The organism is Paraburkholderia fungorum (assembly GCF_046027605.1).
GTDB classification, from domain to species: domain Bacteria; phylum Pseudomonadota; class Gammaproteobacteria; order Burkholderiales; family Burkholderiaceae; genus Paraburkholderia; species Paraburkholderia fungorum_F.
The window spans coordinates 1-15,872 of the sequence record NZ_JAQQEF010000048.1; the positions used below are offsets into that span (position 1 = coordinate 1).

A 15,872-nucleotide genomic window follows, 5' to 3' on the forward strand; every position below is an offset into this window, starting at 1 on the left:
AATAGGGGGCTTTGCTCCGTTTTTACATCATCTCTCCTTTTTTCATTGCCCCTCAAAATCGACGGGCATGCTTGACCCTGCTTAAAATTAGCATCTTTTTTCAATGAAGACGTTATTTTATTGATTACCGGCGCACGGACAATAACTATTGGAGTATTTTTTCATCACAAATCGACCGGCGCCAATTGAATCTCTAACCGCTTGAAATGATGGGAAAATTGACTCTTCGGGGCGCAATTCGTTTTCACTAGTGCAATGTGCAATATTTATTGCATTTAATGTTTCCTGTTATTTAGTCGCGTGGATTTCGGTGTCGAAAAATAAAATAGCCCGGCTGACGCAGGACGTCGACCGGGCTATAACACTGACCTAAATTTTCATAAACACTGAGAAATAATTTTCATCTCAGTGAGAATGTTTTCACGAACTCTGACAACCTACAGCCTCAAACGTCAATATTCCCCGCCCTCAACGCATTCGACTCAATAAACGCCCGACGCGGCTCCACATCATCCCCCATGAGCGTCGTAAAGATGCCATCAGCCGCAATAGCATCCTCAATCTGCACACGAAGCAAGCGACGCACGGTCGGATCCATCGTCGTCTCCCAAAGCTGCCCAGGATTCATCTCACCGAGACCCTTATAGCGCTGCTTCGAGATATTGCGTTCAGCATCAGCCAGCAACCACTTCATAGCGCTCTTGAAGTCGGTAACGGCCATACTCCGCTCACCACGCTTGATCACCGCCCCAGTCCCAATCAACCCCTTAAACGTATTAGCGGTATTGATCAGCTGTTGGTAATCAGCGGTGAGCTGAAAATCCTGATCCAGCACAGAAATCTTCTGATTGCCGTGATGAGTCCGCGCGACGCGCAGCGAGCGCAGTTCCCTCACCGGGTCATACATCGTGGTGACCTTAACCTCAGGCTTCAGCGGATCATCCCGCAACTTAGCCTCAAGCGCCTTAGCCGAACCCTCAGCCGCTTCCTCGCTAGACAGGTCAATCACAACCCCATCCATCACAGCCTCAAGCGCCCCAGCGTCATACAACCGGCTCAGACGGTTAACCACAGCTTGAGCCAACAAATAAGCCCGAGCCAACTCCCCAAGCGCATCACCAGTGATAGGCGTAGCCCCTTCCGAAGCCAACAACTCCGACCCCTGCAAAGCCAGCTTCAGAATGTGAGCATTAACCTCAGCCTCATCCTTCAGATACCGCTCATCCTTACCCGCCTTGATCTTGAACAGCGGCGGCTGCGCGATATAGATATACCCACGCTCGATCATGTCCGGCATCTGACGATAGAAGAACGTCAGCAGCAGCGTGCGGATGTGCGCGCCGTCCACGTCAGCATCGGTCATGATGATGATTCGGTGATAACGCAGCTTGTCGAGGTTGTAGTCTTCCTTGCCGATCCCGCAACCCAGCGCAGTAATCAGCGTCACAATCTGCTCCGAAGAAAGCAGCTTGTCATACCTTGCCTTCTCCACGTTGAGCACCTTGCCGCGCAGCGGCAAAATCGCCTGAAACTTCCGATCCCGCCCCTGCTTCGCCGAGCCGCCTGCCGAGTCACCCTCGACGATATAAATCTCAGACTTCGCCGGGTCCTTCTCCTGGCAATCCGCCAGCTTGCCCGGCAAACCCACGCCATCCAGCACACCCTTCCGCCGCGTCATCTCACGCGCCTTCCGAGCCGCATCCCGCGCCCGCGCCGCATCAACAATCTTGCCGCAAATAATCTTCGCGTCATTCGGCGTCTCAAGCAGAAACTCTTCGAGCGCCTTCGCGACCACATCCTCCACCGGCGCGCGCACTTCCGACGACACCAGCTTGTCCTTGGTCTGCGCGCTGAACTTCGGCTCTGGCACCTTCACCGACAGCACGCACGACAACCCTTCACGCATGTCGTCACCAGCCGTCTCAACCTTCGCTTTCTTCGCGACATCGTGATCGGTGATGTACTTGTTCAACACGCGCGTCATCGCCGCACGCAAACCGGTCAAGTGCGAGCCGCCGTCGCGCTGCGGAATGTTGTTCGTGAAGCACAGCACGTTTTCGTTGTAGCTGTCGTTCCACTGCATCGCAACTTCGACGGCAATGCCGTCCTTCTCGCCGGCGACGTGGAAAATGTTCGGGTGCAGGACGGCCTTGTTCTTGTTGATGTACTCAACAAAACCCTTCACACCGCCCACAAACGCGAAATCTTCTTCCTTGCCGCTGCGCAAGTCGTGCAGGCGAATCCGCACGCCGTTATTCAGGAACGACAGTTCGCGAATCCGCTTGGCCAGAATGTCGTAGTGATATTCGACATTGCCGAAGATCGTCTCGTCGGCCATGAAGTGCACTTCGGTGCCGCGGTTTTCGGTGTCGCCAACCACCGGCATCGGCGACACAGCCACGCCGTCGATCTCTTCGATCACGCGGTTCTGCGGCACGCCACGGTGGAATTCCATGAAGTGCTTCTTGCCGTCACGGCGCACCACTAGGCGCAGCCACGACGACAGCGCGTTCACGCACGACACACCCACGCCGTGCAGGCCGCCGGACACCTTGTAGCTGTTCTGGTCGAACTTGCCGCCGGCGTGCAGCTCGGTCATCACGATTTCAGCGGCACTGCGCTTCGGATCGTGCTTGTCGTCCATCTTGAGACCGGTCGGCACACCGCGGCCGTTGTCGGTGATCGAAATCGAGTTGTCCGCGTGGATGGTGACCTGGATGTCGTTACACCACCCGGCCAACGCTTCGTCGATCGAGTTGTCGAGCACTTCGAACACGAGGTGATGCAGGCCGGTGCCGTCCGATGTATCGCCGATATACATCCCGGGACGCTTGCGCACAGCCTCCAGACCTTCAAGGATCTGAATGGACGAGGCGCCATAGCCGCTATTGTCGGGTTGCGAATTGTTCGTTTCAGTCATGGATTTTTTCCGGTTCTGCGTTGCTGCTGGGTTGCTGCTCGGGACTTTTCAAAACACCATAAAAACGCCAAAGGGGCAATGCGCCCCTTGGTGTGTTCTTGGTTTTTGGACGCGTTAGATGCGCATCGGCATCACGACGTATTTGAATTCGTCGTTCTCGGGAATCGTGATCAACGCGCTGGAGCTGGCGTCGCCAAGGCTCACTTGCAACATGTCGACCTTCAGGTTCGCGAGCACGTCGAGCAGATACGTGACGTTGAACCCGATATCGACGCTATCGCCGTCGTACGCGATTTCCAGTTCTTCTTGCGCCTCTTCCTGATCGGCGTTGGTCGACATGATCTTCAACTGGCCCGGCTCGACGATGCAGCGCACGCCCTTGAATTTGTCCGACGTCAGAATCGCGGCGCGTTGCAGCGAGCGCTGCAGTTCTTCACGGCCGATCAAGAACTGATTCTTGTGCGACTTCGGAATCACGCGCTGGAAGTCGGGGAATTTGCCTTCCACCAGCTTCGACACCAGTTCGACCTGGCCGAACGTGAACTTCACCTGCGTGGGTGCGATGTCGATCTTTAGCGTGTCGTCGATGTCTTCCAGCAGCCGCTGCAATTCCAGAATCGTCTTGCGCGGAATGATCACTTCCTGACGCGCGAACGAGCCTTCGATCTTCATCGACGAGAACGCGAGGCGGTGGCCGTCTGTTGCGACTGCCATCAGCTGGTCGCCGTCTACCACCAGCAGCATGCCGTTCAGGTAGTAGCGGATGTCCTGCTGGGCCATCGAGAAATGGACCATGCCGAGCAACTGGCGGAACGTTTTCTGGGGAACCACCAGGTTCGCGCCGTAGTCTTTAGCTTGAGCGACGGTCGGGAACTCGTCTGCCGCCAAGGTTTGCAGCGCAAAGCGGCTCTTGCCGGATTGCACGGTCAAACGCTTGTCGTTCAAGGTCAGCGTAACTTGACCGTCGGGCATGGCGCGCAGAATGTCGAGGAGCTTTCTTGCTGCCACCGTGGTCGCGACCGAATCGCCGCCCACGCCAAAATCGGCACGCGTGGTGATCTGCAACTCGAGGTCGGTCGACAGGAACGACACTTCAGGGCCGTTCTTGGTAATCAGCAAATTGGCGAGGATCGGCAACGTATGGCGGCGTTCGACGATGCCGCTCACGGTTTGCAGCGGCCTGAGGAGGTTATCGCGTTCGGTCTTGACCAGTTGCATAGAGTTCCTTCGTTGATATGACGGCCTGCGCGCCTGACTTGCCAGCCTTACAGCGCGCACCCGCGGCTCCCCGCCGGCGCCACGCAGCGCCTGTCACGGCGTGAATTCCGCCCGCGGCCGCCGGGCGGTTAAACCTGTATTGTGCCTGAAAACAGAACCGCTCCACTAAAATGGGGGCGAGTTCCGAAATAAACAGGTCGAAATTTCCTTCCAGGCTGCTTAACCTTTCAGCGTTTGCTCCAGCACGTGCAGTTCGTGGTTCAACTGCGCGTCCGTGGTGCGCTCGCCGGCAATCTTGCGCACCGCGTGCAGCACGGTGGTGTGATCGCGCCCCCCGAACAACTCGCCGATTTCCGGCAAACTTTTCTGCGTCAGCTCCTTCGCCAGATACATCGCGATCTGCCGCGGCCGCGCGATGTTCGCCGGACGCTTCTTCGAATACATGTCCGCGACCTTGATGCTGTAGAAGTCAGCCGTGGTCTTCTGGATGTTTTCTACCGAAATCTGCCGGTTCTGTACCGTCAGCAGGTCTTTCAGCGCTTCTTTGGTCACTTCGATCGTGATTTCGCGGCCGTGGAACTTCGAATACGCGAGGATCTTGCGCAGCGCGCCTTCCAGTTCACGGACGTTCGAGCGCAGATGCTTGGCGACGAAGAACGCGACGTCTTCATTCAGGCTCACGAACTCCGATTGCGCCTTGCGCATCAGAATCGCGACGCGCATTTCCAGCTCGGGCGGCTCGATCGCCACCGTCAGGCCGGAATCGAAGCGCGAGATCAGACGATCGTCGATGCCGGAGATTTCCTTCGGATACGTGTCGCTGGTGATGATCACCTGCGCCTTGTTCGCAACCAGCGCCTCGAACGCGTAGAAGAATTCCTCTTGTGTGCGCGACTTGCCTGAGAAAAATTGAATATCGTCGATCAGCAGCAGGTCGAGCGAGTGGTAGTAGCGCTTGAAGTCGTCGAACGCCTTGCGCTGGTAGGCCTTCACCACGTCGGACACGTACTGTTCCGCGTGGATGTAGCGAATCCGCGCGCCGGCTTTGTCCATTAGAAGCTGGTTGCCGATCGCGTGGATCAAGTGGGTCTTGCCCAAGCCCACGCCGCCGTACAGAAACAGCGGGTTGTACGAGATGCCGGGGTTGTCCGCGACCTGAATCGCCGCGGCGCGCGCCAACTGGTTGGCCTTACCGGTCACGAAGTTGTCGAAGGTCAGCACGGGGTTGAGCTTCGAACGCTCGTACATCGAGTCGTTCTCGCCATTGCCGTTCGAGCTCGCGCTTTGGCCCGGACGCCACGTGCGGCGGGCGGCCGCGGCTTCGTTCGCGTCAAGGCTAGGGAGATCGAGGTCGGCGGCATCTTCAGCGGCCGCGCGTGCGTTGGCGTTGTGTTCGGCTGCTGCGCGTGCATTCGCGTTGAGATTCGCCATCGCGCTGTTCGCGCCATTGGTGCGCGCGGCTTGGGCCGATTGCACGGCACCGACGGCCGCGTCCACTGCGGCACCGCCATTCGAACCAGCCGAATGGCCACCGCTCATCGATCCAGACGCGGAAGACGGACGCGCCGGCGCCGGCGACGAACTAGCAGCCGGCGCACGCATGCCGGCTTTGGGGTCCAACACAAATTGCACATCGACCGGGGCGTGCCAGAAATCGCGGGCCATATCCGCGATGCGGCCGGAGAACTGGCTCTTGACCCAGTCGAGCTTGAAACGGTTCGGCGCAGCGATGCTAAGCGTGTTCGCAGCGGCGTCGAAGGCGACCGGGGCCAACGGTTTGATCCACGTCACGTACTGCTGGGGCGTCAGCTCGCGCTCCAGCAATGCGGAACAGTGTTGCCAGAAATCGTTCATCGAGTTGCTGTCGTTATGGTGTGCACGGCGGTTCGCCGCTGCCCCTGTCGCGCTTACGCAACAAGGCCCTGAGCAGCCAGGCCGAACCAGGCGCAATGGCTCCAGGCGCTTGTGCCACAAGGGTTTGCGGGGCAAGCGAGCCGGAGCGGCGTGCAGGATTTTTGGGAAGTAAGGCAGGATTCTAACGCCAAATCGTCGGCGAAAGGGAGTTATCCACAGGGACCGATCATCCGGCGAACTCCCCGTGGGGCCAGGCTGAACCTGGCTAAACTATTGACGGTCAACGAAAAACCGGTTTAAATAGCGGGTTCCGCGAAAACCAATTCAGTAAACCTCCGGCCATTGCCGCTTCAGCGATGATCGTGCGGTTATTTTTCGATCAGTCGATCAAGTGAGAGCAACATGAAACGTACTTACCAACCTTCCGTTACCCGTCGCAAGCGCACCCACGGCTTCCGCGTTCGCATGAAGACTGCAGGTGGCCGCAAGGTCATCAACGCACGTCGCGCGAAGGGCCGCAAGCGCCTCGCCATCTAAGGTTAGCGGATTGCGCGCTCCGTCTGTGCCGGGAAGCGAACCCTGCGGTAGTGATGCGGGAACGGCTGGGGCGCCGCAACTGGGCTCGGTTCCGTTGCGAGCGCAAGCCGCCTTCCCCAAAGCCGCAAGGCTACTAAAAACGGATGAATTTTCATCCGTTTTTCGTTTGCGCCCGTGGCGCCGCACCCCGCACTTCGTGGTGTACGGTCGGCCCACCGGCAATGACGCTCGCTTGGGCCTCGTGATCGGCAAGAAGTATGCGCCGCGCGCGGCCACGCGTAATCTGGTACGTCGACTCGCGCGTGAAGCCTTCCGGCTGCGTCGCGCGGAATTCGGCGGTTGGGATGTGCTGCTGCGTTTGCACACGCGCTTCGACAAGAAGGCTTTGCCGAGCGCCTCGTCGCCGCCGTTGAGGGCGCTGTGCCGCAGCGAGATAGAGGCGCTGCTCGACAAGGCAGCGCGCGAAATTGCCCGTCGTGAGGCGCCGCCCGCGGAAGCGCCCAAGACGGAATGACGCTCAAGTGACCGCCCGATTGGTCGTACGGGCAGCGCGGTTCGCCGAAATTGCTTCGGCAGCCCTGCTGCGCGGGCCTCACCCGGTCCTCCACGTTGCGCGGCGCCGTCCGGCCGCACCAGCCATGCAAACGGTACTCTTCGCTTTACTGCGTTTCTACAAGGTTGCTGTGAGCCCCATGCTCGGCAACCGGTGCCGTTTTTACCCTTCCTGCTCTGATTACGCGCGCGAAGCAATCCAGTATCATGGCGCCGCGCGCGGAACTTATCTCGCCGCCAGGCGTATTTGCCGCTGCCACCCGTTTTCCGCGGGCGGCATCGATCTCGTCCCGCCTCCCACTTCTGAAAAGCGCTGACGCGCCGTTCCATCGACACTGAGACAACGCATGGATATCAAACGCACCGTCCTATGGGTCATCTTTTTCATGTCAGCTGTCATGCTGTTCGACAACTGGCAACGCGACCACGGACGCCCGTCGATGTTCTTCCCGAGCGCCACGCCGACCAAGACCGTCGGTAGCGCCGCACCGGGAACCACAACGCCGGGAACCCAGCCCGCCGATTTGCCGGCCACCAACGCAGCAGCGCCGGGCAATGCGCCGGCCGCCGCCCAGGGCCAGCTGATCAAGTTCAGCACCGACGTCTATAACGGCGAGATCGACACCCGCGGCGGCACGCTGTCGAAGCTGTCGCTCGTCAAGCAAGGCGACGGCAAGCAGCCGGATCTGGTCATCACGCTGTTCGACCGCACCGCGAACCACACGTACGTGGCGCGCACGGGTCTGCTCGGCGGCGATTTCCCGAACCACAACGACATCTACACGCTGCTTCCGAACCAGCCGACCGACCTGACGGGCGACGAGAAATCGTTCAAGCTCAGCTTCGAATCGCCGGTGAAAGGTGGTGTGAAGGTCATCAAGACCTATACGTTCACGCGCGGCAGCTATGTGATCGGCGTCGACACGAAGATCGAGAACGTCGGGACCGCGCCGGTTACGCCGTCGGTCTATATGGAACTGGTGCGCGACGACCAGCCGGTGGAAACGCCGCGCTTCTCGCACACGTTCATCGGGCCGGCTGTCTACACCGACCAGCACCACTTCCAGAAGATGACGTTCGGCGACATCGACAAGAACAAGGAAGACTTCGTCAATTCGGCCGACAACGGCTGGATCGCGATGGTGCAGCATTACTTCGCGTCGGCCTGGATTCCGCAGCAAGGTGCGAAGCGCGACATCTACGTCGAGAAGATCGATCCGACGCTGTATCGCGTCGGCGTGAAGCAGCCGGTGGCGACCCTGGCCCCGGGCCAATCGGTTGACGTGTCCGCCCGTCTGTTCGCCGGTCCGGAAGAAGAGCGCATGCTCGAAGGCATCGCGCCGGGTCTGGAACTGGTGAAGGACTATGGCTGGGTCACGATCATCGCCAAGCCGCTGTTCTGGCTGCTCGAGAAGATCCACAGCTATGTCGGCAACTGGGGCTGGTCGATCGTGCTGCTCACGCTGCTGATCAAGGCCGTGTTCTTCCCGCTGTCGGCCGCGAGCTACAAGTCGATGGCGCGCATGAAGGCGATCACGCCGCGTATGCAAGCGCTGCGCGAACGCTTCAAGGGCGATCCGCAGAAGATGAATTCGGCGCTGATGGAGCTCTACAAGACCGAGAAGGTCAATCCGTTCGGCGGCTGTCTGCCGGTTGTGATTCAGATTCCGGTGTTCATCTCGCTGTACTGGGTGCTGCTCTCGTCGGTTGAAATGCGCGGTGCGCCGTGGATTCTCTGGATTCACGATCTGTCGCAACAGGATCCGTTCTTCATCCTGCCGGTGCTGATGGCCGTCTCGATGTTCCTGCAGACCAAGCTGAACCCGACGCCGCCGGACCCGGTTCAAGCCAAGATGATGATGTTCATGCCGATCGCATTCTCGGTCATGTTCTTCTTCTTCCCGGCCGGTCTGGTGCTGTACTACGTGGTGAACAACGTGCTGTCGATCGCCCAGCAGTACTACATCACGCGGATGATGGGTCAGGCGAAGACGAAAGCCGCCTGATTTGATCTCTTGCCTTGCTTGCGGCGGGCGGCGGTAACGCCCGCTGGTTGAGAAGTAGAGGCAGAAGCAGAAGCTAGCTGTAGAAAGCCGCCCGGTTTGCACCGGGCGGCTTTTTTTTATGACTCGGCCAACCGGCCCTTATCTTTAGGTGTCGATGCGTCTTCAGGTGCGGCGTCGGTTTCCTGTTGTGTGCCGCCATCAAATTCCGTGATCAGTTCTTCCACCAGATTGCGCTGACGCGGCGACAAACCCGCGAACCGGTTCGCCATCTGCGTCACCATCTCGACCGTTTCCGGCGTGAGTGGATACTTTTCGCCACGGGCAAGCGGTTTTGCCTTGCCGGATGGCGCTGGTCCGTAATGCAGCCAGTGAACATCTTTCTGCAACCAGGCGGCTAAAACCTGCAACTTGTCGCGCTTTGGTATCGTCGTACCCGCGAGCCACTTGTGCGCGGTTTGTGGTGAGACGGCCGGGCCACTGCTATAAAGCAGATTGAATTCCCTGGCTAAATCGGTCCCACCCTTGATGTCTTTGGGGAGTGAGTCTTTCAACCGTTTGGCGAAAGCTGCTTTTTCTTTGGAGGTCGGCATGGGCCCGATTGTGCAATTCGACGCATAATCAGTGGACAACCATATAAGCAATTTTATTGCGCAAATAAGCTATTTTTAGCCTGAAATAGCCACCGAATAACGTGTTTCACGATTTTCTGAAATCCTGTCTTTTCCTTGTGTGATGTGCGTTTTAGCGATTCTGGCGCGTCGATTAGTCGCAAATGAATCTTAGGCTATCTTAGCTTGTGCGAGATAAATCCCAATTTGTCTTATGAAGCCCAAGCCGCGTTAGGAATGGCTTGGGTCCAGAGCCAAAGGGTGCCCGCGTTACAATGCCTCGCGCCCGCCCCCAGCGCATTCAATCCCTTCTGATAGTTTCATTCCCATGCTCGCCACCGATTCCGATCCGATCGTCGCCATTGCCACTGCACCCGGCCGAGGCGGAATCGGGGTCGTGCGAATTTCGTTCGGCCGCGCCGGGGAAACCGCCGCGTTGCCGTTGATGCAAGCGCTCACCGGCCAGGCACTGGCGCCGCGTCACGCGAGTTATGTCCCGTTCCTTGATGACGCCGGCAGCGCACTCGACCGCGGCATCGCCCTGTACTTTCCCGCGCCGCACTCCTACACCGGTGAACACGTGCTCGAGTTGCAAGGCCACGGCGGTCCGGTCGTGCTGCAACTGGTATTGCAGCGTTGCATCGACGCCGGCCGCCCGTTTGGTTTGCGTCTGGCCGAGCCGGGCGAATTCACGCGGCGCGCGTTTCTCAACGACAAGCTGGATCTGGCGCAAGCGGAAGCCGTCGCCGATCTGATCGAGGCCAGCACCGAGGCTGCGGCACGCTCGGCGGGCCGCTCGCTCGACGGCGCGTTTTCGCGCGACATCCATGCGTTGGTCGAAGAGGTCATCACGCTGCGGATGCTGGTCGAAGCGACGCTCGATTTCCCGGAAGAAGAGATCGACTTTCTCGAAGCCGCCGACGCCCGTGGCAAGCTCACGCGAATCCGCGAGCGGCTCGCGCACGTGCTGAGCGAAGCGCGTCAGGGCGCGTTGCTGCGCGAGGGTTTGTCGGTGGTGTTGGCGGGACAGCCGAACGTCGGCAAGTCGTCGTTGCTGAATGCGCTGGCCGGCGCGGAGTTGGCCATCGTCACACCGATCGCCGGCACGACGCGCGACAAGGTCGCGCAGACCATCCAGATCGAAGGCATTCCGCTGCATGTGATCGACACAGCCGGCCTGCGCGATACCGAGGACGAGGTGGAGAAGATCGGCATTGCGCGCACGTGGAGCGAGATCGAGCGCGCGGACGTCGTGCTGCATCTGCTCGATGCACGAACTGGCATGAACGTCGAAGACGAAACGATCGCGGCGCGTTTCCCGAGCGGCGTGCCGGTGGTGCGCGTGCTGAACAAGACGGACTTGACCGAGCTCGCGCCGACTGTGACCCCGCTGGACGCCGATCTCGATCTCAGCGAAGTGCGGCTGTCGGCGAAACAAGGCGATGGCGTGGCGTTGCTGCGCGAGGAATTGCTGCGCATTGCCGGCTGGCAGGCCGGCGCGGAAAGCGTTTATCTCGCGCGCGAACGACATCTGATTGCGCTGCGCGCGGCTCAGGAGCATCTTGCGACGGCTGCCGCGCATGCCGATCAGAACGCTCAAGCATTGGATCTTTTCGCTGAGGAACTGCGCCTCGCGCAGGATCAACTGAACTCGATCACGGGGGAATTCAGTTCGGATGATCTGCTCGGGGTAATTTTCAGCCGGTTTTGTATCGGGAAGTGAGCGCCGCTAGGCGACTCCCTGTTTTCGCCGTCCGATTGCCCGTAGTTGTCGCCCGCCCAGAAGCCGAAGAGTGCCCGCAAAGGTCCAGCCACATTGCCCAAGACCATTTCGTTAAGGGCACCATAATGGCACCTTGCTGACCCGCAGCGACGCACGAGGATTTCCGACTATTCTGGCAGCATGACGCGCACTGGGCACATTTTGTTGACCCAAACTACGCCGTTCTTTTGGTACACAGACGTTGTCCGGTTTAGAATCACCGCTGTCCGTGTATCAAACAGTCCGCCATGCCAAAACTAGCCGCCCCGCTTACCGAAACGCAGATCCGTGCGCTTGAACCCCGCGCCACCCGATATTGCGTCGCGGACGGCAACGGCCTCGTCATCGAAATCATGACAACCGGCACCAAAGTCTGGCGCTTCCGCTACTCACTGAACGGCAAGCGCCAACCGCTCGTCACGATCGGCGACTACCGGATGATTTCGCTGCGGGTCGCGCGCGCCAAAGCGCAGAAATACACAGAGATGGTCGCGAGCGGCGTCTCGCCGGCGGCCACGGCGCGCCGCGACCGCGGAGCGGAGAGCAAGGCCGAGGTACTGCGCGAAGCAGCCGAGCTCTATCTCGCGACGGAGATGGCCGGCAAATCGGCGGAGTATCAGCGCACCACGCGGCGCGCGCTCGAAAAGGACGTTCTCCCGGCCATCGGCGCCAAGCCGATCAAAGCCGTGACGGCCGACGACATCCGCGCGATCTGCGACCAGATCAAAAACCGTGGCTCGCCCAAAATGGCGCTGCACACGCGCAACGCCGTCAAGCGGCTCTACGAGTACCTGATTGCCCGACAACTGGCCACGGACAATCCGGCAGCGCTCATCCCGGCCCGCTTCATCGCGACGCCGGATAGTCGCACCCGCGTGCTCGCTCCAGACGAAATGGGCACCATGCTCCACGCGATCTACGCATCGAACATTCGCCGTCCGTTGAAATTGGCTTTACATCTGCTCGTGCTGACGATGGTACGGAAATCGGACATCGTCGAGGCAGCGTGGTCGGAATTCAAGCTCGCCGCAGCACGATGGACGATCCCCGCCGCGCGGATGAACAAGGATCGCGAGCATGTGGTGTATCTCCCGCATCAGGCGGTCGCTCTGCTTCGCGAGCTGCAGGACGCGAAGGCCAGCCGGAATTTCGTATTCCCGAGCGTCAGGGGCGACGATCGGCCGATCGCTAAAAGCACGCTCAACCAGGCCGTCAAATCGCTCGGACTCGACGTGGAGCATTTCGTCTTACATGACTTCCGACGCACCGCCGCGACCCACTTGCGCGAGATGGGGCAGCCTTCAGACGCGATTGAAAATGCGCTGGCACATGCCGTCAAGGAGGCCTCGGCCGGGGACGACCACGCTGGGCATGCCGCAGAGCAGCGTCGGACCTTGCAACTGTGGGCGGATTTTGTCGACGCGCAGATCGAACGCGCGGCGCGCAAGCCGGCGATCGGGTTCTGACGGTTCGCGAGGCTCGCCACCGGATTCGAGCAGATAAACCAGCACGCGTTGGCCGACAAGCGTAATCGGCTATGCGCGGCAGGTCCGGCAGGTCCCATGCGCGCGTTGCCGCAGCCCATTTCACCAGAGGCCGACAGCATGCCAGATGGTACACAGACAAACGGACATAACCTGAAAGCACCAATTCTTAAAAGAAAGACATCTTCTTCACTAGGTTCTCTAAAATCTCACTTCGCCCCCGCCAGCCCAATCCCGTCACTCCCCTCGTCGCCAACCGACCCCATCACACCGTCCTTCTTTCCCGCCGTTCATCGCCTAAACTAAAGCGTGGATGAAAGCCGAGACGGAGGCTCCATGTCTGAATCTTTGTTGGCCTATTTGCTGGGACCTGTGGTGATGCTGCTGGTCGGCGTGGTGATGTGGGCCGCGTCCCACTACAGCCAGAAAACGAAGCCGGAGCGCGTCGAGCGCTGGCTCGACACGCACTATGCGGAGTGGCTGCATCACAGGCACTGAGCGCGGACGCTCAACAAGAAAGGCCGTCGCACCATGCGACGGCCTTTTTCTCGGGTGCGCGCAAGTCTCGCGAAGAAACGACGCGCGCTAACGCATGGCATTACCAGCCAGGTTGCGGTTGCGGCTGCTGCGGATATCCGTACTGTCCGGGCGGCGGCGCCCCGCACGCGACGTACGCACGCTGGTACTGGTCATAGCAGTATCCCGGCGGCGGCCCGGCGTACACCGGCGCCGGCTGATAAACCGGCTGCGCGTAGACGGGCTGCTGATAAGCCACTACTGGCGCCGGATTCAATGCGGACGTCACCACCGCGCCCAGCACGGCACCGCCGATCAGCGCACCGACCACATCGCCGCCATTACCATGAGCCGATGCTTGCCCCGCCACGCTCAGGCTCCCCACCATCAACAACGCCACCGCAATCTTTTTCATGTTTCGCTCCCGCCGTTCAGGCATGGAACAGATTGTGTGGGGTGCGTACAGAAATAGATGCTGCAGTTGGTAACTGGCCATTACCGATGTAACGTCGCACAGGCATTGCTCCTCGTCGTTTGCCGCGACCACAAAACGGCGAGCCTCCGACCAGCGCCGGCCGATCACTCAAAATGTCCTCTCCCTTCCCCCCAGCGCCATCCATTCCCACGATCAATGTAAAATCCGCCGCATGACCCGTCGGACAAATCCGACGATCCGCAAAGCTGTCCGATCCTTCGACCCCGAGACCGCCAGTCGACATCGGGCGTCGAGCCCAAGCCAAAAAAGTTAAGGGGCGCGCGCGTGAAACAATGGACCATCCGCCAACGGATTCTCTGCAGCTTCGGGATCGTGCTGATCGTGATGCTGGCAATGGCAATCGTCACTTTTGAACAACTCGGCGGCATCGACCGCGACGCGAAGAGCCAGCAGGAAGATTCGATGCCCGGCCTCTACTACGCGACCGCTATGCGTGCAGCATGGTTCGAGAACTACACCGTCACGCAGCGTCTCATTTATGTCGACACGGACCCCGACGCCGTCAAGCGCGACACCGCACGTTTGCAGGAGACCGAGCAGACGCTTCAGAAGCTCCTCGGCGACTACGGCGCGACCATCTTTAGCAACAACGATCGTGACTTCTTCAATGATTTCCGTCAGCAACACACGCAGTACCTGCCGATTCAGGCCTCCCTGTTGAACGTCTTGCCGAGTTCGAAAGAGAACGCCGCGCACATCTTCAACTCGCAACTCACCTCGATCTGGGAAACGGGCCGTCTTTCGATACGCAAACTGGTCGACAACAACAAGGCCGACGCCGACAAGGCCGCCGAAAACATCCGCAGCTCGGTCGAGACGACCCGTGTCGTCCTGCTCGTGATGCTGCTGATCGCCGCCATCGTCGCCGCGCTGGCCGGTTACTGGCTGTTGCGCGCGGTCACCACGCCGATGGCCAAGGTGCTGAAAGTCGTCGACGTCATGCGTACGGGCGACCTCACGCAACGTCTGCAACTGAACCGCGCGGACGAAATCGGCGCGCTCGAAGCGGGCTTCAACCGCATGACCGACGAGCTCACCGCACTGGTCGGCCAGGCGCAGAAGTCGGCCGTCCAGGTCACGACCTCGGTGACGGAAATCGCCGCGACCTCGCGTGAACAGCAAGCCACCGCGAACGAAACCGCGGCGACCACGACCGAGATCGGCGCCACGTCGCGTGAAATCTTCGCGACCTCGCGCGATCTGCTGCGCACCATGAACGAGGTTTCCGAAGTGGCCGGCCAGTCGGCGGCACTCGCGGGCACGGGGCACGCGGGTCTCGCGCGCATGGAAGACACCATGCGCCTCGTGATGGAAGCGGCCGGCTCGGTCAACGCGAAGCTCGCAATCCTCAACGAGAAGGCCAGCAACATCAACCAGGTCGTCGCCACCATCACCAAGGTCGCGGATCAGACCAATCTGCTCTCGCTGAACGCGGCGATCGAAGCAGAAAAGGCCGGCGAATACGGCCGCGGCTTCGCGGTCGTGGCAACCGAGATTCGCCGCCTCGCGGATCAAACCGCCGTCGCCACCTACGACATCGAACAGATGGTCAAGGAGATCCAGTCGGCGGTTGCCGCGGGCGTAATGGGCATGGACAAGTTCTCCGAGGAAGTGCGGCGCGGCATGCTCGACGTGCAGAACGTGGGCGGCCATCTCACGCAGATCATCCAGCAGGTGCAGGCGCTCGCGCCGCGCTTCTCGATGGTCAACGAGGGCATGCAGACACAAGCCACCGGCGCCGAGCAGATTACCCAGGCGCTGACGCAGCTCTCGGAGGCCGCGCAGCAGACGGCTGAATCGCTGCGCCAGTCGACCCAGGCTATCGACGATCTGACGCACGTCGCCAATAGCTTGCGCACCGGCGTATCGCGCTTCAAGGTGGTGGCCTGACGCGTCGCGGCGGGCTCATTGAAGCACGC

13 protein-coding genes are annotated in these 15,872 nt (G+C 60.1%); 8 read left to right on the forward strand and 5 right to left on the reverse strand.

The annotated features are described in order from the left end of the window. Window positions 1-445: 445 nt before the first annotated feature. The 3 genes from gyrB to dnaA all read right to left on the reverse strand — a co-directional run bounded on the left by gyrB (window position 446) and on the right by dnaA (window position 5,992). On the reverse strand, window positions 446-2,920 hold the full coding sequence (gene gyrB, locus PQR53_RS37535; protein ID WP_408465451.1) for a DNA topoisomerase (ATP-hydrolyzing) subunit B: 2,475 nt from the start codon (window positions 2,918-2,920) through the stop codon (window positions 446-448). A gap of 114 nt (window positions 2,921-3,034) precedes the next feature. After that, on the reverse strand, window positions 3,035-4,138 hold the full coding sequence (gene dnaN / locus PQR53_RS37540; RefSeq protein WP_097390825.1) for a DNA polymerase III subunit beta: 1,104 nt from the start codon (window positions 4,136-4,138) through the stop codon (window positions 3,035-3,037). A gap of 219 nt (window positions 4,139-4,357) precedes the next feature. Further along, entirely contained in the window at window positions 4,358-5,992 is a 1,635-nt protein-coding gene (gene dnaA / locus PQR53_RS37545) for a chromosomal replication initiator protein DnaA (RefSeq protein WP_408465453.1), read from the reverse strand. A 402-nt stretch (window positions 5,993-6,394) separates the two neighbouring features. Here dnaA and rpmH point away from each other — a divergent pair, with 402 nt between their 5' ends. The 4 genes from rpmH to yidC all read left to right on the forward strand — a co-directional run bounded on the left by rpmH (window position 6,395) and on the right by yidC (window position 9,087). Continuing rightward, on the forward strand, window positions 6,395-6,529 hold the full coding sequence (rpmH, locus tag PQR53_RS37550; RefSeq protein ID WP_004198824.1) for a 50S ribosomal protein L34: 135 nt from the start codon (window positions 6,395-6,397) through the stop codon (window positions 6,527-6,529). Between the two features lie 25 nt (window positions 6,530-6,554). Next, on the forward strand, window positions 6,555-7,043 hold the full coding sequence (rnpA, locus tag PQR53_RS37555) for a ribonuclease P protein component (protein ID WP_408465495.1): 489 nt from the start codon (window positions 6,555-6,557) through the stop codon (window positions 7,041-7,043). 124 nt (window positions 7,044-7,167) lie between these two features. Next, window positions 7,168-7,398, forward strand: coding sequence for a membrane protein insertion efficiency factor YidD (gene yidD, locus PQR53_RS37560; protein ID WP_081936011.1), 231 nt, complete (start codon window positions 7,168-7,170; stop codon window positions 7,396-7,398). Between the two features lie 30 nt (window positions 7,399-7,428). Further along, window positions 7,429-9,087: a membrane protein insertase YidC gene (yidC, locus tag PQR53_RS37565; RefSeq protein WP_408465455.1), complete on the forward strand. Its 1,659-nt coding sequence runs from the start codon at window positions 7,429-7,431 to the stop codon at window positions 9,085-9,087. A 116-nt stretch (window positions 9,088-9,203) separates the two neighbouring features. Here the strand turns inward: yidC and PQR53_RS37570 are convergent, their stop codons facing one another. Next, a complete protein-coding gene (locus PQR53_RS37570) occupies window positions 9,204-9,677 on the reverse strand; it encodes an XRE family transcriptional regulator (protein ID WP_408465457.1) in 474 nt (157 codons plus the stop codon). 346 nt (window positions 9,678-10,023) lie between these two features. Here PQR53_RS37570 and mnmE point away from each other — a divergent pair, with 346 nt between their 5' ends. The 3 genes from mnmE (at window position 10,024) to PQR53_RS37585 (ending at window position 13,439) form a co-directional block, all read left to right on the forward strand. Beyond that, entirely contained in the window at window positions 10,024-11,418 is a 1,395-nt protein-coding gene (gene mnmE, locus PQR53_RS37575) for a tRNA uridine-5-carboxymethylaminomethyl(34) synthesis GTPase MnmE (protein WP_408465459.1), read from the forward strand. Between the two features lie 287 nt (window positions 11,419-11,705). Continuing rightward, the gene (locus PQR53_RS37580; protein ID WP_408465461.1) at window positions 11,706-12,923 is read left to right on the forward strand and encodes a tyrosine-type recombinase/integrase; all 1,218 of its coding nucleotides are present in this window, start codon (window positions 11,706-11,708) and stop codon (window positions 12,921-12,923) included. A gap of 354 nt (window positions 12,924-13,277) precedes the next feature. Then, window positions 13,278-13,439, forward strand: a complete 162-nt coding sequence (locus tag PQR53_RS37585; protein ID WP_408465463.1) for a hypothetical protein — start codon at window positions 13,278-13,280, stop codon at window positions 13,437-13,439. 100 nt (window positions 13,440-13,539) lie between these two features. Here PQR53_RS37585 and PQR53_RS37590 read toward each other — a convergent pair whose 3' ends face one another. Beyond that, window positions 13,540-13,872, reverse strand: coding sequence for an ecotin precursor (locus PQR53_RS37590; RefSeq protein ID WP_408465465.1), 333 nt, complete (start codon window positions 13,870-13,872; stop codon window positions 13,540-13,542). Window positions 13,873-14,217: 345 nt separating this feature from the next. Here PQR53_RS37590 and PQR53_RS37595 point away from each other — a divergent pair, with 345 nt between their 5' ends. Continuing rightward, complete coding sequence (locus PQR53_RS37595) at window positions 14,218-15,843, forward strand: methyl-accepting chemotaxis protein (protein WP_408465467.1); 1,626 nt, start codon at window positions 14,218-14,220, stop codon at window positions 15,841-15,843. Window positions 15,844-15,872: the final 29 nt, after the last annotated feature.